This window comes from Campylobacter sp. 110, assembly GCF_002383965.1.
GTDB lineage: Bacteria > Campylobacterota > Campylobacteria > Campylobacterales > Campylobacteraceae > Campylobacter_D > Campylobacter_D coli.
In genome coordinates, this window is record NZ_NXBD01000018.1 from 1 (window position 1) to 22,175 (window position 22,175).

A 22,175-nucleotide genomic window follows, 5' to 3' on the forward strand; every position below is an offset into this window, starting at 1 on the left:
GAGAATTTAATAAAATCCTTTCTTTAAATTCTGCACCAAAAAGTATAGATATTAAAGCTTAAGGATTTAAAAGTCTTTAAATTCCTAATCTTAATAAAATAAATCTATTAAAAACTTATACAATAAAGAACTTATTATAAGTTTTTAGCTAGAATGGAATTTATTTTAACTAAAGGTTGAAAAATGAATGAAAAAATAAGCCAAGATTTAGAAAAATTTGCTAATATACCAAACCTAAAAAATGCCATAACTTTTTTTGGTTCTGCAAGATTAAAAGAAGATAGTTTTTATTATCAAGAGGCCAAAAAATTAGCTAATTTATGTGTAGAAAATGGCTTTTGTGTCGTTAGCGGCGGAGGTGGAGGCATTATGCGCGCGGCTAATGCTGGTGCTGCCAAATGTAAAAACGATGCAAATTTTATAAAATCGGTAGGTTTTAATATACTTTTGCCTTTTGAGCAAAAATTAAACGATTTTGTAGAATATAACATAACTTTTGAGAGCTTAGCCATACGCAAAATGGCTCTTATTGAAAAGAGTCTAGCTTTTGTGATTTTCCCAGGCGGCTTTGGAACACTTGATGAATTGTGTGAAGTGCTTACACTAAAACAACTTGGATTTAAAAACAATGTTCCTATTATCTTGTTTGGGAGTGAATTTTGGCAAGGCTTTGATGAGTTCGTCAGAAATTCTTTGCTAAAACTTGAAGTCATTTCCAAAGGAGACGAGTTAAAGTATGAAATCACTGACGATTTAGATTATATAATCAATACTTTAAAGGAACTCTAATGAAAATTCTAGTCGCTATGAGCGGTGGGGTTGATAGCACAGTCACTGCTTATAAACTTAAAAATTTAGGTCATGAAGTTATAGGTTGTTATATGAAACTTCATGGCAAACCAAATTATCACGAAGAAAATATCAAAAAAGTAGAAAAAGTTGCAAACTTTTTGCAAATTCCTTATCATATTTTAGACTTACAAGAAGATTTTAAAAACAAAGTTTACATGCCTTTTGTGGATACTTATAAAGAGGGTAAAACACCAAATCCTTGCGCTTTATGCAATCGCTTTATCAAGCTTGGAAAGCTCTTAGAATTTGCTAAAAGTTTAGGCTGTGAAAAACTTGCTACAGGGCATTATGCAAGACTTGAAAACAATCTTATCCGCACAGCTGTTGATGAAAGCAAGGATCAAAGCTATTTTTTAGCTAGTGCCGACAAAGAAGCTTTAAAATACCTCATCTTTCCATTGGGTGAAATGAAAAAAGAAGATGTGAAAAAATTTGCTTCTACCATAGAAGTTTTAAAATCATTTGCAACCCAAAAAGAAAGTTCTGAAATTTGCTTTGTTGAAGATACTTATGTGCAAGTTTTAGATCAATTTATGGATACTAAAATTCCAGGAGAAGTGCTAGATAGTAGCGGTAAGGTTGTAGGAAAACACGAAGGCTATATGCACTATACCATAGGCAAAAGACGCGGTTTTGAAGTACGCGGGGCTCACGAACCGCATTTTGTTTTAAAGATCAATCCTAAACAAAATCAAATCATCGTTGGCACCAAAGAAGAATTAAAAATCAATGAATTTAAACTCAAAAATATCAATCTTTTCATCGATGCAAAAGAACTTGATTGCGAAGTAAAAATCCGCTATAGATCAAAATCCACTCCATGTAAAGTCATTATAAATGATGATAAAAGCGCAAACATTTCTTTAAAAGAGAGCGTTTATGGCTTAGCAAGTGGGCAAATGGCAGTATTTTACGATGATGATAAAGTCATTGCGAGTGGGTTTATAGAATAAGACTTATCAAAGCTTTAAAAGCTTTGATAAGATTTTAATAAAATCCCAAAAATTTCCACCATACAAGGCCAACAAGTATCATTACAGTTATATCTATCACTGAAATAACAAATCCTACGGACCACCATTTTTTAAGACTTACATAACCTGTTCCAAAAATAACAGGAGCTGTTCCTGTCGCATAATGCGTTAAGGCCATCATAACATTTCCTGAAGCTATCATAATAAAAGCATAAAAAAGTGGTGGTGCTCCTAAGGCAAGCTGCACTATAAAAACAAAAAAAACATTGCAGATATATGAGCTGTAATGGAAGCAAAGAAATAGTGTGTATATAAAAAAGCAAGGCTTAAAAATATCATAATAGAAATTTCCCCAAATCCCATAGCAGAAGCAAATTCGCCCAAAGCCCCTGCCCATAAAAGCAAAAGCAATACAAAAACCCTAGCATAATCTTTTCGCCGCCCTTCATAGCACCCAGTTCTTCTAACTTACCCTTTGCAAAAATCTTAGCATTTGGGGTTGATTTAATCTCTGGTGGAGAAAGAAAATAAAGCACCAAAGGCATCAAAAGCATAGCCGCTATACCAGGTAAAAACATACCTAAAGCCCATTGCCCCCAAGTTAAATGCACTTCTAAATTTGTAGCTTGAGCGACCAAATCAACAACCAATGGATTTGGAGCAGTGGCCGTGATAAACATTGCCGAAGAAATAGGATTGGCTTGAAAATTCACCAAAGAAAGATAAGTGCCTATTTTATTTTGCGTTCCATCTTCAAGAGTAGATTTAAAACTTCTTGAGATAGCTTGAACTATAGGATTGATTATCGCACCTGCTCTTGCTGTATTTGAAGGGGTTACAGGAGCTAAGATGGTTTCGCAAAAAGCTATAGAATACGCAATACCTAAAGTTTTCTTACCAAAAATACTGATAAAATAATACGCTAAACGCTCTCCAAGTCCTGTTTTAATAACTCCACGAGCCACAATAATAGAATAACTATAAGCTAAATAAGAAAATTTGAAAAACCACTTAAAGCGTCTTTTATACCCGTTTTAGATTTTAAATTTGATATAGCAGTATTTACCTTTTCATCTATACTCTTTTGAGATAAAAAATCAAGCACTGAAGTATTTAAAGCTGAAATTTTAGTCTCATCAATAAGTTGTTGCGTAGAAGTTTTCGAAGTAGCTTTGGTGTAAATTTTACTTAGATTTTCAATTGGGTAGTGGTAATGCCGCTAAGAGCTACTATGGCAATAGCTATCATACAAACAGCCCAAAAGACATTACTTGTAAAATCACTGCCATAATCACAGCAATAAAAAGCCCAAGAAAATGCCAAGAATTATCTTCCAAACCTACAGGAGTAGGTATAAGCCAAAACACAGCTGCAATTAAATACACAGCACCAACAAGGGAATTTCTTTCTATCCATTGTTTATCCTTTGATATTGGTAATGTAATTTACAATGCTTAAATTCTAATTAACTAATATTTTAATAAATCTTAAAATTATAATTTTTAAATAAATTTTTAATTTATAAAAAAGCTAGCCTAATTGAAAAATGGGAATTTTAAAATGAATAAAACCCTTCCCCAGATAACTGCGGCACACACTAAAATCAAGTGCTCTGCTGTGTTCCCACCCTGAAGCGGTGCTTAAAAATAGCATTGCACAGGTCTAAGAAAAGGCTTAAAAATTATATCATAATATACTTAAAAAGCCTTGAGTTGTTAAGATTCAATATATAAATTTGCAATCAATCCATTGTATTTTATAAGAATTTTAAAAATTTATTTGTAAAATTATTATATTATTTTCAAAAAATGCGATATAAAAATAATTATTACATCCAAAAAGGAAAAATATGGAAGTTAAATGGAGTAGAGATTTTAGCATTAAAAATATGCAATTAGACAAACAACACGAACTAATTTTTGAAATTACCGATCTTGCAAATGATTTAGCTCTAAACATTCAAGATAATAATACACAACACAAAAATGATTTAAAACAAATTCTTGTAAAGCTATTTCAATACATCAAAATTCATTTTAAAGATGAAGAAAAATTTATGGAAAGCATCGATTTTCCTTTGATTGAAGAACATAAAAAATCCCATCAAATATTATTAAAAAAGACTAAAGAGCTTTTAGAACATTCAGATGATATTGTAAAAATGTCTCAAGAACTTTCTATATTAACCAAAGATTGGATTTTAGATCATTTTGCTAATGAAGATTTATGGATAGTTGATTTTACAAAAAAAGCCTTACACCTTCAAGAAATCCATTATACCTTAGAACAATACATAAAACTAAAATCAATCAAACAAGATCTAAAAGCCGAGGAAACTTATGATTACATTTGCAATTGTTCTTTGCGTATCCATGCAGTTCCACAGACTATACATCAAGAGCTTGTTAGCAAAGAAAATGCCTTAAAGTGCGAAAAATGTGGGCAAATTTTAGTTCATTTGGATTATTTTGATTTGAATCAAAATTTCGAAAAATTCAATGCTATTTTTGAAGATGTACTACAAAATCACCATTTCACGACTCAAAAAAATGATATGGGGGGGGGGCGAGGATAGATGAATTTTCAAGTAAAAACCTTAGAAACTTTCAACCCTTTTGAAAGTTTAAATCACGAACAAGCAAACACGAAACAAATTCTTGATTTTAGAGTTATAGATTTTAAACTTCTGTGTTCTAGTGTAAAACCAGCGAAAACAAAAACTTATGAAAGAAAGGATTTTGACTTATTTTATGCAGATGATTTTTTTGTAAAAAACTACAATACCATAATACAAAAATTTCTTATAGAAATTTATCCAAAAAAACAAAGTTTTCCTTTTACAGTCAAACTTAGTTCCAACTCCAACCTAACCCATCTAAAAGCCAGTATCAACCTTACAGAAAATTTTCAATATTACCCTAATTTAAAATTTGATATTTTGCAAAATATTTACAAAATAATGATCAAGCAAAAATTTTTAATCTTAAGACTTGATAAAAATTTATTTGACAAGATTGATGATTTTATCTTATCAATACAAAAAAACCCATCTATTAAAGAAATAGAGCTTGAAATTGCCAAAGGTGTAGATAAGATTGAACATAAAAGTGATGAAATTATTTATCATAGAGATGTTAACGAAAAACGTTCTGACGAAAATATTAACCATGATGAAGGAAGTTACTCCAAACCTGTTGAACAAAATGAGCTACTTTTTGAATACATTTATAGAATTCTTGGAAAAGAAGGACGAAATTTAAGAGGAGAGATACTTCATTTAAATCCAATAGCCTTTTTTGATAATCCTTTTATCATAAAAGATGAAAGCATTTACACAGAAGAATTAGAAGATAGAATTAAATATTTTAGTGCCAATTATGGATTTTTAAACAAAGACCGCTCAGGATATAGCGTTACAAATACTTTAAAATTATCACAAATAGGGCTTAAAACAACCGGTTCAATCAAAACAAATGCCGATGAAAATATAAACTTAGAAATCACTAATTTTGATATGACTGATGATGCTATTAAATCAGGTATTGTAAATATTCAAGCTTCAAATATAAAAATAAATGGGAATGTTGGAGCAACAGAACTTTATGGAAAAAATATCAGCATCAAAGGCTTAACTCATGCAAAAAGCAAAATTTTTGCACAAGATATTTTTATTGCAACACACAAAGGAACTTTGCAAGCTGACACTGTATATATAAAAAATTTAGAAAATGGGATAATTATAGCTAAAAATGTATTTGTTGAAAACTGCATGAGTGGAAAAATAAAAGCAGAAAATATTTATATTTGCAATTTACTAACAGGTAATACTTTATATCCAAGAAAAAATCTAATCATAACAAACAATATAAAATTTAAAAACAATATCGTAGTTTCGCCACTAGCTTCTATTGAAAACAACTCAGATACAGAAGAAAATCTTAAAAATCTAAGCCTTAAAATAAAAAATGAGCTTGGTGACACCATAAGCAAAATGCAAAATTACTATGATTATCTAATCAAAAATCAAATCAAAATCATCAAACTTCAAAAGACTAAAAATCCTAGCGCCATAGAAATGAAATTTTCAAATCTTTATCACGATACCATAAAAAAATACAATCATCTTAGCATTTCGTATAAAAAACTTATAAAATTAAAATATCAAATTGATGCGAAATTAAAATTCTTAAATGAAATGGTTTACAATGTAAAAATATACATAAAAGCCGAAAATATCGGAGAGGATAATTTTTTAAAATTTTATCCTACAACGGACATCAACATTGAACTAAAACATCATATAAATTTAAAAGACTATGAAAAGGTTTTATATCTTGAAAAAGAACAAGTAAGTCATATTAAATCAAGCTATAATTATAGCGAAAGTGACATAGAAGAAATTAAAATTATTTTTGAAAAATTAGAAAAAGATAATTCCTAAGAATTATCTTTTCATATTAATGGCTTTTTGTATCATCTGATCACTTGTAGTGATACTTTTTGAGCTTGCATCAAAGGCTTTTTGAGTTACGATAAGGTTTGAAAGCTCTGTGCTTAAATCAACATTTGATTGTTCTAAGAATCTGCCTTTAAATTTGGCTGTATTAACAACTTGACCATCTTTCATAATAAAGCTTGCATCACCGCTATTTGCCGTTGCTGCAAAAATATTATCTCCCATAGCAGCCAATCCTTGCTCATTGATAAAATTATATAAAGCAAGCTTTCCAACTATGGCATTTTTACCATTGCTAAATTGCGCAACAATACTTCCATCATCGGATATATTATATTGTTCAAAAAACCCTTCAGCTACACCATCTTGTTGTGTAACTACATTTTTTTCGACGCCTTCTTTAATATAAATCCCACTATAACCCGAACCAGGCTTGTTAGCATCATAAGGAGAACCTAAATCAATATTAATTGTTCCACCATTTGGATTTGCAATACTTGTGATATTGTTTTGAAGCAAAGCACCATTTTTATCAAAAACCATATTTCCTTCAGTCGGATTGCCTACAGCATTGCCATTAGAATCATAAATTTGTGCAATAGCTTTATATTGTATATTATCACCCTCTTGAGGTAAAACCCTCTCAAGTGTAACCCTTAAAGTGCTTTTACTTCCATCTGCATTATAAATAGGGGATTCTAAAATATCTTTATTGGCTTTTTGTTGCTCTGTTGAAATTTGAGCTGTATCAAGCTTGATGCTATTTTCATCCAATCCTTTTAAATCAAGCTCGTTACTTTTAAAATTTAAATTTTCATCTAAAGTCGCTTCAAAGCTTGTCTTTACTCCATTATCATCGATAAAATTTAAAAGTATTCTATCGCCTGCCTTAGCACTAAACACATCTTCTTTGCTTACGCTACCACTCACTACATATTTGCCATCTTCAGTTTTTGTAATGTTAAATTTACTAGGATCAAGATCTACTTTAACTACTTCTGTTGTTGTGTTAGTATTTAAACTTCCACTCCATTTTACATTTTGAGTTACTTGAGGAGGTAAATACATATTCACAGGTACTTTAATAGCCCCTTGAGAAGCGGTTGTGCCTATACTGAAAGAATTATTTGAATTTACAGTAAAACCATTATTTACCGGAGTTCCTGTGTTAAGATAATCCCCCATAAGCCCAGCAACTCTATCGCTATAGTTAATACCAGTAAAAGCAGGATTCATTGTTCCTAAAACAAAATTTCCATAAGAATCCACTAAATTTCCAGCAGCATCTCTTCTAAAAGCTCCATTTCGTGTATAGTAAGCCTCTCCATCGGCACCTAAAACACCAAAAAAACCTTTTCCTTGAAGTGCTACATCAAATTCACCCTCACTTGCCACAGGCGAGCCTTGCTCAAAAACAATCTGAGAAGAAACAGCTCCAGCACCATATCCACCTTGAGCAGGGTTGGTTGATTGGGTTGTTATGGTGGTATAAAAAATATCTTTAAATTGAGCATCAGAGTATTTAAAGCCCGTGGTATTGACATTTGCTATGTTATTAGCAGTGATATCAATACCAAAGCTATTGCTTTTTACTCCAGAAATCCCATTATAAAATGAATTCATCATGGCTTATGCCCTTTCCTCTTTGTCGCCATCTTCTGTAGATCCAGAAGAACCTCCATCGCTTGAACCACCACTTGAGTCTCCACTTGAACCGCTTCCTCCAGTAGATGAAGATGAACCAAGCTTATAATCTGTTATTTCTTGTATTGCATCAAAAGGAACTTCTTGTCCAGCCATTTTTGCATAGGCAACACCATCTTTAAAAACAACACCTTCGATAGGATAAGTTCCGTAATTTGCAGTGATTTTTTCACCATTTTTATTATTATAAACCATTTTAACAGTGTACTCACCATCACCTGCATAAACCCCATCGTTATTTCTTCCTGGCCACTCCATGGTAAATAAACCTTGAGAAATAGATTTAGCATCGCTTTTTTCACTGAAAACAAGTTTATTATTGCTATCATAAATTTCTAGCGTAACACCGTTTTCATCAGAATCTTCAGGCAAATACATTTTAAGAGCGATAAGCTCATCTGCACCTGTAAGTTTGATTTTATTATCTGAAACAGTTGCCATTTTACCAATAGCCCCTAAAGCTGAAGTACTCATACTTGTACTAAAAGAATCAGAAAGCTTTTGCATAGTTTCAACCATTTTTTGCATAGTTGTATTGGTATTTTGCTGCATTTCAAGTGCACTAAGCTGTGAAGTTTGAGTAAGCATTTTATCGCTATCCATAGGATCTGTTGGATCTTGATGTTGAAGCTCTATCAAAAGAAGTTTTAAAAACGCATCCTTATCTAAGGTAGCATTTGGATTGCTCACTATTCCTGAGCTACTGCTTGAATCTGTTCTAGTTGTTCCACTAGTACTTCCTGAAGAAGTAGTACCTGAAGTTGTAGTAGTGGTATTTAAATTCCAATCCGATGATGATATCATTATAAACTCCTTTTTATTTAGTTTTTTATTATTTAAGCAATAAGTGTTCCAACTTAAAAATACTTCGCTAAAACAAGCTCTAGATTGACTTTTTCACTTTCATTTTTTCCATCTAAAGCATCTTTAAAACCATATCCACTACGATTTTTTCCTTGATTTTGATTTTGCTCTCTTTTACCTTGATCACTAAAATTCATTTCAAGTCCAGTAAATCCCATATTTACAAGAGAATTTTTAAACTCGGCTTGATTTTGGATAAACAAATTCATTGCATTGGTATTGGAGTTGAAATTGATATGAAGGTTATTACCTCTTTGTATCAAAGTTACCTCCACTTCTCCAAGATTATTAGGATTTAGAGTGATACTAAGTTTAGTAATAGGTGCTTTGTATTGATCCACAGCCTCTTTTAAATCTTGTGAAAAATACTGCAAAGTTTCTTTAGGAGTGATATTGCGAGCATTGTTTTGTGTTACTTTATTTAAATCTTTGACTAAAGAATTTAACTCATCTAAGCTATTTTTATCTACATTTTCACTGTGCGTTTTTGTTTGCTCTTGAGTAAAAGTTTCTTTATTAGTAGTAGTATTATTAAAATTTGCATTATTCTCTTTGTTTTGAACTACTTGAGTTTTATTTAAATTTTCAAAATTTAATTTTTGATCAAAGAAATTTTGTTTTATATCTTTATTTTCTTTGTTGTTGTTTTTAGGCTCTTTATTTAGATTAAAATCTTTTTGTGTTAAATTGGAAACTAAATTCTGAGTATCTTTAATAATTTCTTTATTTAAACTTTTATCAAAATTTAAATTTTGATTATTATTTTTTAAATTTTCATTTTGATCTTGTATATTTTCTTGATTTAAATTGTTTTTTTCTTGATTTTTATTTAACTCTTTATTAAAATCTTTGTTTAAGTCTTTGCTTTCTTTATTTAAATCTTTAAGATTTGTAAGCTCCTGAGCACTTGCATTGTCTTTTAGCTCTTTGTTTGAATTTTTATCTTGTTTTGTACTATCTTTAATTAAATCTTTAAGATTGTTATCTTTATTTAAATTATCTTGGTTTTTTTTATCTTTTATATTTAACTCTTCTGTTAAATTTTTTGCAAACTCATCATTTTTGATATTTTTTAAAGTATTTTTAGCATCTGTGGTATCTTCTTCTATTTTTGATTTAACTTTATCGTTTTTTTCGTGTTTGCTTTCTTTGGATGAAAGTATGGAATCTAAATTTTTTAAAGTTTGAGAAAGCAAAGAACCGCTATCTTTAGAATTTGTTTTTTGCGTAGAATGAGTGCTTGTAGTATGAGTTGTATTTTGTAAATTGTGATTTAAATTTTTACTCACATTGGAAATTTTATTATTGATGATTTCTTTAAAAACATTATCCACAGCACCCTTAAAAAAATCAGCCTTATCTAAATTTGGAAAAGTTGCTTTAAGATCAAGAAGACGATCTACTTTAATATTTTTTACATTTAAGCCCAGATCTTTAGCTATGTCCAAAAGCTCACTAAGATTTGATGCACCTTTTAAAGCATTAAAATTAGCCTCTGTTTTAATAAGACTTGAAAGTTGAGTAGAAAGATTTGCTAGTTTAACATCTGCTGTATCTGTTTTTAGCTTATCCAATAAAGAAAGAATTTGCATAAAAGAAGCAGATTCGAAAATGCTTATCTTATCACTCTCATCAAAAGCTCCTTTTTGAAGTCTGTTCATCGCTTCATTAACAACTTCTTTTTGACTGATCTTCATATGATCAGGTAAAAATTCATTGGTTTCATCAATAGAATTAAGCAAAGAATTTAAAAAACTTTCCGTATCATCTTGAGTTGAATTTTTACTATCGCTACTTTCATGTTCTTTATTTTTACTCGTTTTACTAAAGGAACTACTAGTATTAGAAGTTTTACTCGGCGTAAGATTTAAAACATCATTTTGCGGAGCTAAATTTGACATCACTTTTCCTTCAAAAAAATTATTTTAAAAATTTATCTACCATTACATTAGGAAATTTTTCTTTCAAATAAGAATCTTCATATACTTTAATCATCTTATCTTCATTTAAAGCAATTAAAATATTTAAAAGCTCTTCTAAATTTTTAGCATTTAAAATTTTTTCTAAATTTTCTTCATTTTCTAAAATTTCTGTAAGCTCACTTGAAATTCTTGCCATTTTTTCATTTTTATCTGATCTAAAAGTTTCTAAAAGTTCTAAAACTTGAAGTAAAACTTCATTTTTTCTCTCAGCTAAATCGCTTTTAAATTCAATAAAAATCTCTTCATTTAATGGTTTTGACATTTTAACTTCCTTATTTAAAATTTTAATTTCACAAGTCTTTAAAGCAAGAAGTGTTCCAAGTTTTGATGCTTTGTAGTTTAAGTTAAATTTTTGTATAATCTAAGCTTTTAAAAATTTAGCTTTGGAGAAGGAAATTTGGAAAACATTAGAAATATAGCAGTTATAGCTCACGTTGACCATGGTAAAACCACTATGGTAGATGAATTATTAAAACAATCAGGCACCTTTAGCGAAAGAGAACAAATTTCAGAACGCGTTATGGATAGCAACGATATAGAAAAAGAACGTGGCATTACCATACTTTCAAAAAACACAGCGATCAATTACAAAGGTACAAAAATCAACATCATAGATACTCCAGGGCATGCTGATTTTGGCGGAGAAGTAGAACGCGTTTTAAAAATGATTGATGGAGTTTTGCTTTTAGTAGATGCTCAAGAAGGCGTTATGCCGCAAACTAAATTCGTGGTTAAAAAAGCTTTATCTTTAGGGCTTAAACCTATAGTTGTAATCAACAAAATCGACAAACCAGCTGCTGATCCTGAAAGAGTGATCAATGAAATTTTTGATCTTTTTGTAGCCCTAGATGCAAACGATGAGCAACTTGACTTTGCTATAGTTTATGCTGCAGCAAAAAATGGTTATGCTAAACTTGATCTAAACGATGAAAGTGATAATATGGAGCCACTTTTTAAAACCATACTTGAACGCGTTCCAGCGCCAAGCGGTACTAATGACAATCCTTTACAACTTCAAGTTTTCACTTTAGGGTATGATAATTTCGTAGGTAAAATAGGCATTGCTAGAATTTTCAATGGGGTTGTTAAGAAAAATCAAAGCGTAATGCTTGCAAAAGCTGATGGCACCAAAGTAAATGGTAGAATTTCAAAACTCATTGGTTTTATGGGCTTAGAAAAAATGGATATTGAAGAAGCAGGAAGTGGAGATATTGTAGCTATAGCAGGTTTTGAAGCTTTAGATGTTGGCGATAGCGTTGTAGATCCAAACAATCCTATGCCACTTGATCCTTTACACATTGAAGAGCCGACTTTAAGCATAGTATTTTCTGTAAATGATGGACCATTAGCAGGAACTGAAGGAAAACATGTAACTTCAAATAAAATCGCTGAACGTTTAGAAGCTGAAATGAAAACTAATATTGCTATGAAATACGAAAGCACAGGCGAAGGTAAATTTAAAGTAAGCGGTAGGGGCGAACTTCAAATCACTATTTTAGCTGAAAATATGCGTCGTGAAGGTTTTGAGTTTTGCATGGGAAGACCTGAAGTTATCGTAAAAGTTGAAGATGGAGTTAAAACAGAACCTTTTGAACATTTAGTTATCGATGTGCCTGAAGAATTTAGCGGTGCGGTAATAGAAAAACTTGGCAAAAGAAAAGCTGAAATGAAAACCATGGCACCAACGGGCGATGGACAAACAAGACTTGAGTTTGAAATTCCAGCACGCGGACTTATAGGTTTTAGAAGTCAGTTTTTAACCGATACCAAAGGCGAAGGCGTGATGAATCATAGCTTTTTAGAATTCCGTCCTTTTAGCGGTGCGGTTGAAAAGCGTAATAATGGAGCGTTAATTTCTATGGAAAATGGCGTGGCTTTAGGGTATTCTTTGTTTAACCTTCAAGAGCGTGGAGTACTTTTCATAGAGCCTCAAACTAAAGTTTATACCGGTATGATTATAGGTGAGCACTCTCGTCCAAATGATTTAGATGTTAATCCTATCAAAGGAAAGAATCTTACCAATGTAAGAGCAAGTGGAAGCGATGATGCAATCAAGCTTGTGCCACCTAGAAAATTAAGTCTTGAAAGAGCTTTAGAGTGGATAGAAGAAGATGAACTTGTAGAAGTTACGCCTGTAAATGTGCGTGTTCGCAAACGCTATCTTGATCCAACTCAAAGAAAAAGAATGGAAAAAGCAAAATCTTAATGGATTTAAAAAGCTTAGAAAATAATAGAATTTATATACTTAAACGCTTAGGAATCTTAAAATTCCTAAGCATTATCGAAGCCTTACTTGTAGGTTTTTTAGCCTTTGTTTTTATAAGAGATGCCTTAATCGCAGTAATTTTAGCTGTTTTTGTAGGTGTTTTTTTCTTTCGTTTTACAGCTAAAAAACTAAAACTCGCACAAAAAGAATTACAAACTAATGCTTTAAATTTATTTTTGCGTCGTTTTGGGGCAAAATTTAAAAAGCAAAGTTTAAGCCAAAAAGACTTTTTAAAATTAGAACTTACAAAGGATTTAAAAGAATTTAAAAGTCAAAACTGCTTTGAATTTAAGGATTTTAAAATTTATGATATTCAGTTTTTGGACGAAAATAAACGCTTTTTTTGCGGAATTTTGCTCGAAATTTTAAGTGCAAACAAAAATCCTAGCTTGGAAAATGAAGAGCAAATTTATATCAAACTTCAAGATAAAAATTTCACTTTAAATCATATCTTTTCTAAGGACAATCACTATCTTATCGCTACTCTAACAAATCCTTTTTTCATCGACTTAAAAGAAAGCCTAGAAAAAAATTTCAAAAATTTAGAAAACAATCTCAAGCTAATAGAAGAAAAAATCATCAAAATTTAATCCTCATCTTTTGCTAAATTTTCAAGACTTTTAATCCCTTCTTCACCTATCAAATTTCCGCCTTGCAAGTCACTAAATATCGCATTTAAAGAACTCACTATGGCAGTAGAATTAAAGCTTAAATTTTCTATGGCTCTTTCTCTTTTTTTCCATATATTTTGCAAGGCTCTTTTTTCTGCTTCTAGCTCTTCTTTCATATTTTGATAAGTTTTGAGTATGAAGGTGATTTGAGTGTTAAATTCCTTAGAATTGAGGTATTCGTATAAGATATGATTTTTCTCATCTTTGTTTTGTAAAGCATTTTTGAGCTTGTAAGCATTGACAATGCTTTCTCTAAGCACCGCCAAAACGCCTTTAAATTCATTAAAAGTACAGATCAAAATTCCTTCTTTAAAATGCGTTTTTTCTTTATCTTTTGGCATAGTTTTTGTGATCAAAACCGCTATATCACTTTTAGCGGCTATGCTGTCAAGCTTAAGCTTGTCGATCCACTCTTTATTAAACTCCTTAGTGCGTTTGCTCTCATACAAAATACTACCGCAAATATTGCCAAAGCTGTCTTTTACGATATGCAAACAATCCGCCCCATTTACACCCTTTGGCACTTCTTTTACTTCATCACTTAAATACTCACTTTGTATGTATTCTTCTATGAGTAGTTCGGCCGCTTCGCCTTGGAGTTGCTGTGAGCCTTGCTCTATCCTGCGTTGTGCGTCCTCTAGCTTTTGAGCTACGCTTTTAAAATTTGTTTCTAATTCTTTGTATTTAAGATCTTGCTCTTGAGTGCTTTTTTGAAATTCAAGACGCATTTTTTCTCTTTCAAGCTCTAGTTTTTTGCCTTCTTGTTCTTTAAATTCTTTAAACGCCTCTTCTTTAACCTCAAATTTAAGCCTTTCTTCGTTTTCTTTTTGCTCTCTTTTTAGCTTTTCATTTTCAGCTTTTATGCTTAAAAATTCGCTAAGTTCTTTGCTTTTTTTCTCTAGTTCTTCTTGCATGATTTTCATTTCATTTTCATGCTCTTTGTTAAACTTCTCACTGAATTCTTTTTGGAAATTTTGCTTTTGTGTGAGAAGTTCTTGTTCAAATTTTTGCTTTTCTAAAAGAAGCTTTTGGCTTACTTGCTCGCTTATGAGTTTTTCTTGTTCTATCTTTTGGGCTTTTAAGTCATTAAAAGCTTTGGTGTATTCGGCTCTTTTGGCATTGACCTCATCTTCAAATTCTTTTTTTTGCTTAAGCATTTCTTGCTTGGCTTTGTCTAAAATTTGAGCATATAAAGCAGTGCTGATATCGATAAAACTTCCACAACTTGGGCATTTTATTTGTTCATTTTGGTTTAAATTTTGCATAAAAAATTTCCTTAGAATTTTTCTCTAAATTTAACATAGAAAAACAAAGATTATTCTAAGATTGACTTGTTAAAATCATTCTTTTAGAATAATTAGGATTACAAATGCAAAAACACGCCAAAATTCACGGCTTCGCCAAATTTAAACTTATCATTATCCTTGCTTTGATGTCAAGCATAGCGCCACTTTCTACAGATATGTATTTGCCTGCACTTTCTCATGTAAAACAAAGCTTTCAAACTAATTCTTTTTTAACCCAACTTAGTATTGCAAGTTTTTTTATCGCTTTTGCTTTAGGACAGCTTATATATGGGCCTTTAAGTGATATTTTTGGGCGTAAAATTCCAGCTTTGGTAGGGATATTTTTCTTCATCGTTTCGAGTTTGTTTTGTGTGATTATCGATGATATTTATGCTTTTATCGCTTTGAGATTTTTTGAAGCACTTGGGGGTTGTGCAGGTGTGGTTATCGCAAGGGCTATTGTCAATGACTTGTTTGAGATCAAAGAAGCTGCAGGGATTTTTGCTTTGATGATGGTTTTTAGTTCTCTTGCTCCCATGCTTTCGCCAACTTTTGGGGGAATTTTACTGGAGTATTTTTCATGGCATAGTATTTTTGCGACTTTGTTTGCTTTGGGAATTTTGCTTTTTTTGATGATACTTTTTGGTTTAAAAGAGTCCGCACCTCATCTTAAAAACAAAAAATTTTCCCATCATGAAGCGATGAAAAGCTACAAATTTGTTTTAAGCGATAAACGCTTTTTAGTTTATATACTATGTGCTTCTTTTGCTTTGGCGGCGATGTTTGCTTATATCACAGGATCAAGCTTTGTTTTTACGCAGTTTTTTGGCTTGAGTGAGCAAAAATTTGCCTTGCTTTTTGGAGCAAATGCTCTAGGCTTTGTCATCTTTGCAAATATCAATGCAAGGCTAGTGCGTAAATTTGAAAGTGAAAAAATACTTTCAAAAGCTTTGATGATCATGTTTGTATCGACTTTGATCTTACTTATCAATGCCTTTTTTCATCCAAATTTCTTGCTTTTTGAACTTAGTATTTTTACAAGTATAGCTATGCTTGGTTTCATCGCACCCAATACCACGACTTTGGCTATGGCAAGGTTTAAAGAACATAGCGGAACTGCTTCTGCGGTGCTTGGAACGGTGCAATTTGGTTTTGCAGGGCTTATTTCTTTTGTGGTTGGGGCTATTAACGCAAATACGCCGATAATCCTTGCTTGTGTAATGTGTGCTTGTGTCTTGGTGGCAAATATGATATATTTTCTAATCAAAATAAAGGATAAAAAATGAAAACAAATAATATCTTTATGGCTTTAGCCATAGTTTTGGCAAGTTTGATTCTAGCTTTTGGATTTAACAAGGCTTTAAGTGATTTTAAAACACTTGAAAGAAGTGTAAGTGTAAAGGGTTTAAGTCAAAAAGAAGTCGAAGCGGATACTTTGATACTTCCTATAAAATTCACAAGATCAAACAACAATCTTACAAATTTATACGAAGAACTAGAACAAGATAAAGAAAATATCATTAAATTTTTAAAAGAACAAGGCGTAAAAGAAGATGAGATTAGCTATAACTCGCCAAACATCATAGATCGTTTAAGCGATCCTTATAGCAACGATACTCAAGCTACATACCGATACATAGGCACTGCGAATTTACTCATCTATACGCAAAACGTAAAGCTTGGGAAAAGCATACTAGAAAACATTTCAAGTCTTGCAAAATTTGGCATAGTAACAAAAATCGATAATTATGACATAGAATACCTTTACACCAAGCTAAATGAGATAAAACCTCAAATGATAGAAGAAGCAACGCTCAATGCTAGAAATGCAGCGATAAAATTCGCACAAGATTCAAACAGCCATCTAGGCAAGATAAAAAAGGCTTCTCAAGGACAATTTAGCATCAGCAACAGAGATAAAAACACACCTTACATCAAAACCTTAAGAGTGGTTTCTACTATAGAATACTACTTAAAGGACTGATGATGAATTTTCAAGCTAAGCTTTAAGGCTTAGCTTGGCACTATGGAACTTTTTCGTGCGGTTTTTAAATAGTTTTTTATAATTATTTTTCTATTTTTGCCTTAATTTTATCTTGAATCCTCTTTAATGTATCAAATGGAAGAATATCAAGCATTTTTTCAATCACACTTAAACTAGGAATTTCACCTTTTTTATCAAGTATTTTGCTTGGATTATTTTCGGCAGAATCTAACATAATTCTTAAAAGTTGATTTTTTAACTCCTCATTATTTGCTTCTTTAATCTGAGTTTCATATCCTTTATAAGTTTGATTTAATCTTTGTTTGTAAGCATACTCACTTGCTATTCTTTTATACTCTGCAATTTGTTTTGTAGAATAATAAGTAAAAAATCCACTAAAAAATAAAAACGGAAAAGCTCTAAAAAAACTTGCAAATGTAAAATCTTTATTTAATGATATAATAAAATAAATTACAAAAAGAGTTATAAAAAGAACTATGGAGCCAATAAAAATACCATTCCACTTTTTAATATTTTCTTGCATATCTTCTTTTTCGTCTTTATAAGCTTCGGCTAATCCTTTAGAAGTTGCACCTGGCAATAATTCATCTATTTTATCATTTTTTTCTTTATACAAATTTTCAAATTTATCTTTATAATCATTTAAACAATTTCCTAATTCTTGTTTTTTACTAGAAATTAAATTGTTTATTTCAGTCCGTTTTTCATCTAAATATTTTTCAAGAGATAACTTTCCATTTTTTCCATTTTCATCTGCTTCAACACCAATAAAAATTTTATTATAGAATTCTTCAAATTCTTTTATTTTGTCTTTATTTTCTTCGATATCACCACAAGCTTGTTCCAACTTCGAGATAATCCCTTTGGTAACATTCCCTTGAGCATTTTGATCATAAAATTTCTCATAGTCGCTCTTTATTCTATCTGCATATTCTTTAGCTTTTTCTATCTCTATTAAAGCACTACTTTCATTTTTATTATCAGATTGAATATCAAAAATTTTCCAATAAATTTCATCTATATCTTTTTGTCCGATTTTTATATCTTCAATCATATCTTTTATAGACATTTCTTCATTATTGCCATTTCCTTTATAAACAGAATTAAATTCCGCAATATCTTTCAATGAATTTTGTATAGCATTATTTTCGATTAGATCAAGAAATTGCTCTAATTGTTTTAAAGAATTTTCATCTTTAATGTTTTTAATAAATTTATAAAATAACTTTTTTTGCTCTTTAGTTAAATTTTCCATTTTTGCTCCTTATTTTCAATGATTTTTATCTCATCTTCGGTGAGATTGTAGAGTTTATAAACCAAAGAATTGATTTTGTTTTCTAGTTCTTGGGTGTTTGCGTTTTTGTCTTGCTCTTTGGCTTTTAAAATCCCATCGACTAAATTTATAAGCTCATTGGCTAATTTTTGATTTTTAGAATTTATTTTTGGTATAGGAAGTTTTTCTAAAAATGCTTTTTTGTATCTAAAGCCATTTTCTCCTAAATTTCCACCTGCATAGAATGTTTTAAAGATGAAAGCAACAAAGTCATTATTTAAAAAAGCAATAAGATATTTTAAATTTTCACCTGTTAAAATAAAACTTGTAGCTTCTGCATAAAAATTTAACTTTGTATCTAAATAAAATTGTGGCTTTTTTACAATTTCACTATACACTAGCTTTTCTTTTTCAAATTCTTGATAATAGTTTGCTCCCCATCTTTGCAAACAATACCATTCATAACGAATTCCTGTTTCTTCTTTATTTCTTTTAGATAATCTTTCTTTATGAGACAACAAGTGCTTATATAAGCTCGGATATTGTTCTTTTAAATCTTGTTCATTTTCTAGCATTGTCTTTGGTTTTTCAACATTTGGAAAATGCCAAGGTATAAATATCACCCAAAGTCCCGCCCATTCATAGCTATATCTTTTTATATCGCGTCCGCGTAGCATTTTGCGTATGAGTTTGGCGGTGCGTTCTTTTTCGGCTTCATCTTTGCAATTTGCTAAAATTTCATTTCTTTTTTCAGTACTGATGATAAAGGCTTCGTTATAGCCTGTTAAAATTCCACGATATATATTAAGTCCTTGCCATTCTTTAAGCGGAGTTCCTATGCGTTCTATCTTGGCTTTTAGGGAATTTGTGCTTTCATCACTGAAAGTAAAATTTTCTTTACTTAAGGACTTTTGCGACAATTCTTTAAAGTCCTTACACAAATCGATACTATATCCACAAGCTTTTAAATTTTCATTATCCAAAGCAAGATATCTAAAGCTACTAACCTTGCTTTTTAACTTTTCAAAGCTCAATATACTCGTATCCACTGTCGCACTATCGAAAACTTTTATGCCATTTAAGTCGATATAATCCAAAATCGAAACATTTTTAAGCAAAAATTCACGCAAAGCCTCGCCATATCCTGCGCGCGTGTATTTGTTAGAAGTGATGAAAGATAAAACACCATTTGATTTAAGGATATTAAAACCAAGCTCATAAAAATAAGTATAAATATCGCTCGTGCCTTTATAAACCTTATAATTTTTAGCCAAATTCGGCTTAAGCTCTTTAATCTCTTCTTGTCTTATATAAGGCGGATTGCCGATGATGAGATCAAAGCCTTGAAAATTTCCATCATCGTCCAAAATTTCAGGGAATTCAAAACGCCATTCGAAGCTGTTTTCAAATTCTTCCCCACTCATTTCATAATCAATCTTAGCTCTTTGAGCTTTAATTTTATAAAAAGATTCGATAGCCTTTTTTTGCTCATCTAAAGAAAGTTCTTTTTTAAACAAAATTCCCTCTTTGCTTAAACCCTTCAAGCCCTCAAACAAAGTTTCATTATCGAGCATAAAATCCCCAAATTTATTCATATGCTCATCGATATTCTTTTGAAGCTCTTTAGTTTCGCTAGGATTTTTAAGCTCAAGAGCAAAAACCGCTTTAATATCTTTTATTTTTACCCTAAGTTCTTCTTTGTTTCTACGATAGGCGGTTTGGTTTGGATTTTTATAGTCTTTGACAAAATTTTTATATTTTTCTACTTGAGATTTAATATTGTTATTTGAAAATTTATCATTAGGTTTAAATCTCGATATCAAAGAATTCCCGCATTTTATATTTATATCGATGTTTGGCAGGGTTTTAAGATCGTGATACGCCTCATCCTCAAAGCTTTGGTAAAAGCTGTGTTTTAAAAGCTCTATCCAAAGTCTTAGCTTGGTGATCTCGCATGAATTTGGGTTGATATCGACGCCAAAAAGGTTGTTTTCTATGATATCTTTTTTCGTGTAAAAAAGCTCTTTTTGGATCAAGTGGGCTTTGTCTTTGTCCGAATGCGGGCGTTTGTATTCTACAAATTCGCCTTTGCGGTTGGTGATGAGAATTTCATCGTTTTGCACTTCTAGGTAAAACTCCTCATCAAAAAGATTGAGCTCATCGTAGATGCTTAGCATGACATTTAAAGCCGACACTAGAAAATGCCCACTTCCTACCGCAGGATCGCAAATTTTTATGGAATTTAAAAGCTCTTTTTGTGCGTTTTTATCCTCTTTTCGCAAATCCCTTCTTAGCTCGCTGATATCTGTAGCCTTAAGATCGAATTTGGCATTGAATTTATCAAGCACTACTTTTGTGATACTTTCTTTACACATATAAGAAGTGATAAAGCTTGGAGTATAAAAACTTCCTTCTTTGTAGCCATTGAGCTTTTCAAACACATTTCCCAAAACGCTTGAGCTTATAAGCTCTTTTTGGCTTAAAATTTCACTTTGCTCATCATCACTACCAAAATCAAAACTATCCAAAAATTCAAACAAATACTCCAAAAGCCCCACTTGTCCTTTTTTAGCCTTGCATTTGTCATCTTTTAGCACCGTGTTTTTATAGTAGTTAAGCTTTAAATCATTGTTTAAATTTGAAATTTCAAGCGTGTTTTCTATGCTTTGTTTTTCAAACAAAGAAGAATTCAAGTAAGGCAGGTAAGCAAATTCGCTTTTCTTTCGCGCGCTTCTTCCTTTGGCTAAAATTTCAAAGAAAAGCTCGCTAAGCTTGTCAAAATCAGGGATTTTTTTAAAATTTAAAAATTTCAAATTTTTATCATCATTAAAACGCACCAAATTCGACTCTATAAGCTTTAAAAACAAGATACGATTAAGCCATAAAATCAAAAGTTTTAAAATGGTTTCAAAATTTTCTTCTTCAAGCTTGGAATTTATAGCTGTGTAGAAGGTGCCTTGCTCTTCTTTGCTCTCTTGGCTTTTTGCGATGATGAGCTTTGAGTTTTGCTTGCTTTCGCAAAGCCCTAAGATATATAAAAGCTCTTTGTAAAAGGCGTTGTTGAGCGAATTTGCATCGTTGGGGTTAAACTCGCTTAGTAAAAAGTCTTTGTGAAAAATTTTAAACAAAGGCTTGAGCTTACTAAAGCTCGGCTTTTCTTGCTCCAAAATAGGCTTTAAGTCGATAAAAACACCCTTTAAGCTAGGCTCATCAAATAAATCCTTTCTTGTGATAGAATCAAGGTATTTTTCACTGCTTAAAAGCTTTTCGCACTCTTTGTAAAATTCATCGGTATTGCCCTTAAAATGAGAATCTTTTCTTTCAAAATTTTCAAAAGCTTCTTTAAAATACTTGTTTTTGTTAAAAAGCTCTTCAAACAAATCCACCTTAAAGATATAAAAACGATAAAAATCCGTGATGATGATGTGCTTGAGTGATGAATTTAAAGCCTTTCTTTCACGAAGATAATACAAAATGCACTCGTGCAAAGCCTTGCAGTTGGGCTTGCTTTGACTAAAGAATTCTTTAGAATGGGGCAATTTTGCTTCAATGATGACTTGAATTTGCTTGTCTTTTTTCAAAGCAAGATCTATACCGCTGTTGCCTTTATGTATACTTTTTATCTCACACTCAAAATGCAAATTTTCAAAAAATTTGCTTAAAGCGTTTGCTACTAGGGAGTCTTCGTTGTTTTTGAGATTGTTTTCTAAGCTTGTTTTATAATCTTTTAAAGCTTTTGTAAATTCATTTAGCTCTGCTTCTAAAATAGGCTTTTTGCGGTAGTAGGGATTTAAAAATTCTTTTTCATCCATAGCTTCAAATTTCATCTTACGCCTTTTTTT

Annotated in this window: 17 protein-coding genes, 1 other RNA gene and 1 pseudogene; 8 read left to right on the forward strand and 11 right to left on the reverse strand. The window is 31.2% G+C overall.

Annotated features, from left to right (window positions below; all coding sequences use genetic code 11):
• Positions 1-183 precede the first annotated feature (183 nt).
• Positions 184-789: a TIGR00730 family Rossman fold protein gene (locus BGS43_RS01940; protein ID WP_002824634.1), complete on the forward strand. Its 606-nt coding sequence runs from the start codon at positions 184-186 to the stop codon at positions 787-789.
• Complete coding sequence (gene mnmA, locus BGS43_RS01945; RefSeq protein ID WP_002824635.1) at positions 789-1,805, forward strand: tRNA 2-thiouridine(34) synthase MnmA; 1,017 nt, start codon at positions 789-791, stop codon at positions 1,803-1,805. Before BGS43_RS01940 ends, mnmA begins: the two co-directional genes overlap by 1 nt.
• A gap of 34 nt (positions 1,806-1,839) precedes the next feature.
• Here mnmA and BGS43_RS01950 read toward each other — a convergent pair whose 3' ends face one another.
• The 4 genes and pseudogenes from BGS43_RS01950 to ffs all read right to left on the reverse strand — a co-directional run bounded on the left by BGS43_RS01950 (position 1,840) and on the right by ffs (position 3,495).
• The gene (locus BGS43_RS01950; RefSeq protein WP_096568623.1) at positions 1,840-2,100 is read right to left on the reverse strand and encodes an anion permease; all 261 of its coding nucleotides are present in this window, start codon (positions 2,098-2,100) and stop codon (positions 1,840-1,842) included.
• A 61-nt stretch (positions 2,101-2,161) separates the two neighbouring features.
• On the reverse strand, positions 2,162-2,791 hold the full coding sequence (locus tag BGS43_RS01955; RefSeq protein ID WP_219350235.1) for an anion permease: 630 nt from the start codon (positions 2,789-2,791) through the stop codon (positions 2,162-2,164).
• 223 nt (positions 2,792-3,014) lie between these two features.
• Positions 3,015-3,163 (reverse strand): annotated as a pseudogene (locus tag BGS43_RS01960) (sodium:sulfate symporter).
• Positions 3,164-3,397: 234 nt separating this feature from the next.
• An RNA gene (gene ffs / locus BGS43_RS01965) (signal recognition particle sRNA small type) lies at positions 3,398-3,495 on the reverse strand.
• Positions 3,496-3,675: 180 nt separating this feature from the next.
• Between ffs and BGS43_RS01970 the strand changes: the two genes are divergently transcribed.
• Positions 3,676-4,401 (forward strand): hemerythrin family protein, encoded by a 726-nt coding sequence (locus BGS43_RS01970; protein WP_096568598.1) that lies wholly within the window; start codon positions 3,676-3,678, stop codon positions 4,399-4,401.
• On the forward strand, positions 4,402-6,267 hold the full coding sequence (locus BGS43_RS01975; RefSeq protein WP_096568601.1) for a flagellar assembly protein A: 1,866 nt from the start codon (positions 4,402-4,404) through the stop codon (positions 6,265-6,267).
• A 3-nt stretch (positions 6,268-6,270) separates the two neighbouring features.
• On the opposite strand, the gene BGS43_RS01980 is transcribed toward BGS43_RS01975, so the two are convergent.
• The 4 genes from BGS43_RS01980 to BGS43_RS01995 are packed head-to-tail and all read right to left on the reverse strand — an operon-like array spanning position 6,271 to position 11,094.
• Positions 6,271-7,908, reverse strand: a complete 1,638-nt coding sequence (locus BGS43_RS01980; RefSeq protein ID WP_025398607.1) for a flagellar hook-basal body complex protein — start codon at positions 7,906-7,908, stop codon at positions 6,271-6,273.
• A gap of 3 nt (positions 7,909-7,911) precedes the next feature.
• Positions 7,912-8,790: a flagellar basal body rod modification protein gene (locus tag BGS43_RS01985; RefSeq protein WP_096568604.1), complete on the reverse strand. Its 879-nt coding sequence runs from the start codon at positions 8,788-8,790 to the stop codon at positions 7,912-7,914.
• 53 nt (positions 8,791-8,843) lie between these two features.
• Positions 8,844-10,754: a flagellar hook-length control protein FliK gene (gene fliK, locus BGS43_RS01990; protein ID WP_180753336.1), complete on the reverse strand. Its 1,911-nt coding sequence runs from the start codon at positions 10,752-10,754 to the stop codon at positions 8,844-8,846.
• Positions 10,755-10,770: 16 nt separating this feature from the next.
• Positions 10,771-11,094 carry a hypothetical protein gene (locus BGS43_RS01995; protein ID WP_002824650.1) on the reverse strand — a complete coding sequence of 108 codons (324 nt, stop codon included), beginning with the start codon at positions 11,092-11,094 and terminating at the stop codon, positions 10,771-10,773.
• A 135-nt stretch (positions 11,095-11,229) separates the two neighbouring features.
• On the opposite strand from BGS43_RS01995, the gene typA reads away from it, so the two are divergent.
• Positions 11,230-13,038, forward strand: coding sequence for a translational GTPase TypA (gene typA / locus BGS43_RS02000; protein ID WP_002799607.1), 1,809 nt, complete (start codon positions 11,230-11,232; stop codon positions 13,036-13,038).
• A complete protein-coding gene (locus BGS43_RS02005; RefSeq protein ID WP_002824652.1) occupies positions 13,038-13,688 on the forward strand; it encodes a hypothetical protein in 651 nt (216 codons plus the stop codon). The genes typA and BGS43_RS02005 overlap by 1 nt, the downstream gene beginning before the upstream one ends.
• On the opposite strand, the gene BGS43_RS02010 is transcribed toward BGS43_RS02005, so the two are convergent.
• Positions 13,685-15,034 (reverse strand): DUF2130 domain-containing protein, encoded by a 1,350-nt coding sequence (locus BGS43_RS02010; RefSeq protein ID WP_096568607.1) that lies wholly within the window; start codon positions 15,032-15,034, stop codon positions 13,685-13,687. The two genes, BGS43_RS02005 and BGS43_RS02010, sit on opposite strands and share 4 nt — an antisense overlap.
• 104 nt (positions 15,035-15,138) lie before the next feature.
• On the opposite strand from BGS43_RS02010, the gene BGS43_RS02015 reads away from it, so the two are divergent.
• Complete coding sequence (locus tag BGS43_RS02015; RefSeq protein ID WP_096568610.1) at positions 15,139-16,341, forward strand: multidrug effflux MFS transporter; 1,203 nt, start codon at positions 15,139-15,141, stop codon at positions 16,339-16,341.
• On the forward strand, positions 16,338-17,039 hold the full coding sequence (locus BGS43_RS02020) for an SIMPL domain-containing protein (protein WP_096568613.1): 702 nt from the start codon (positions 16,338-16,340) through the stop codon (positions 17,037-17,039). Before BGS43_RS02015 ends, BGS43_RS02020 begins: the two co-directional genes overlap by 4 nt.
• Positions 17,040-17,121: 82 nt before the next feature.
• On the opposite strand, the gene BGS43_RS02025 is transcribed toward BGS43_RS02020, so the two are convergent.
• Both BGS43_RS02025 and BGS43_RS02030 read right to left on the reverse strand, forming a co-directional pair.
• On the reverse strand, positions 17,122-18,315 hold the full coding sequence (locus BGS43_RS02025) for a hypothetical protein (protein ID WP_002824660.1): 1,194 nt from the start codon (positions 18,313-18,315) through the stop codon (positions 17,122-17,124).
• Positions 18,303-22,160 (reverse strand): type IIG restriction enzyme/methyltransferase, encoded by a 3,858-nt coding sequence (locus BGS43_RS02030; RefSeq protein WP_096568616.1) that lies wholly within the window; start codon positions 22,158-22,160, stop codon positions 18,303-18,305. The genes BGS43_RS02025 and BGS43_RS02030 overlap by 13 nt, the downstream gene beginning before the upstream one ends.
• Positions 22,161-22,175 lie beyond the last annotated feature (15 nt).

Excerpts from the sequence above, each read along its gene's own strand:
- BGS43_RS01940 (WP_002824634.1), top strand. The coding sequence starts at position 184 with ATGAATGAAAAAATAAGCCAAGATTTAGAAAAATTTGCTAATATACCA.
- mnmA (WP_002824635.1), top strand. The coding sequence starts at position 789 with ATGAAAATTCTAGTCGCTATGAGCGGTGGGGTTGATAGCACAGTCACT.
- BGS43_RS01970 (WP_096568598.1), top strand. The coding sequence starts at position 3,676 with ATGGAAGTTAAATGGAGTAGAGATTTTAGCATTAAAAATATGCAATTA.
- BGS43_RS01975 (WP_096568601.1), top strand. The coding sequence starts at position 4,402 with ATGAATTTTCAAGTAAAAACCTTAGAAACTTTCAACCCTTTTGAAAGT.
- BGS43_RS01980 (WP_025398607.1), bottom strand. The coding sequence starts at position 7,908 with ATGATGAATTCATTTTATAATGGGATTTCTGGAGTAAAAAGCAATAGC.
- BGS43_RS01985 (WP_096568604.1), bottom strand. The coding sequence starts at position 8,790 with ATGATATCATCATCGGATTGGAATTTAAATACCACTACTACAACTTCA.
- BGS43_RS01995 (WP_002824650.1), bottom strand. The coding sequence starts at position 11,094 with ATGTCAAAACCATTAAATGAAGAGATTTTTATTGAATTTAAAAGCGAT.
- BGS43_RS02005 (WP_002824652.1), top strand. The coding sequence starts at position 13,038 with ATGGATTTAAAAAGCTTAGAAAATAATAGAATTTATATACTTAAACGC.
- BGS43_RS02010 (WP_096568607.1), bottom strand. The coding sequence starts at position 15,034 with ATGCAAAATTTAAACCAAAATGAACAAATAAAATGCCCAAGTTGTGGA.
- BGS43_RS02015 (WP_096568610.1), top strand. The coding sequence starts at position 15,139 with ATGCAAAAACACGCCAAAATTCACGGCTTCGCCAAATTTAAACTTATC.
- BGS43_RS02020 (WP_096568613.1), top strand. The coding sequence starts at position 16,338 with ATGAAAACAAATAATATCTTTATGGCTTTAGCCATAGTTTTGGCAAGT.
- BGS43_RS02025 (WP_002824660.1), bottom strand. The coding sequence starts at position 18,315 with ATGGAAAATTTAACTAAAGAGCAAAAAAAGTTATTTTATAAATTTATT.
- BGS43_RS02030 (WP_096568616.1), bottom strand. The coding sequence starts at position 22,160 with ATGAAATTTGAAGCTATGGATGAAAAAGAATTTTTAAATCCCTACTAC.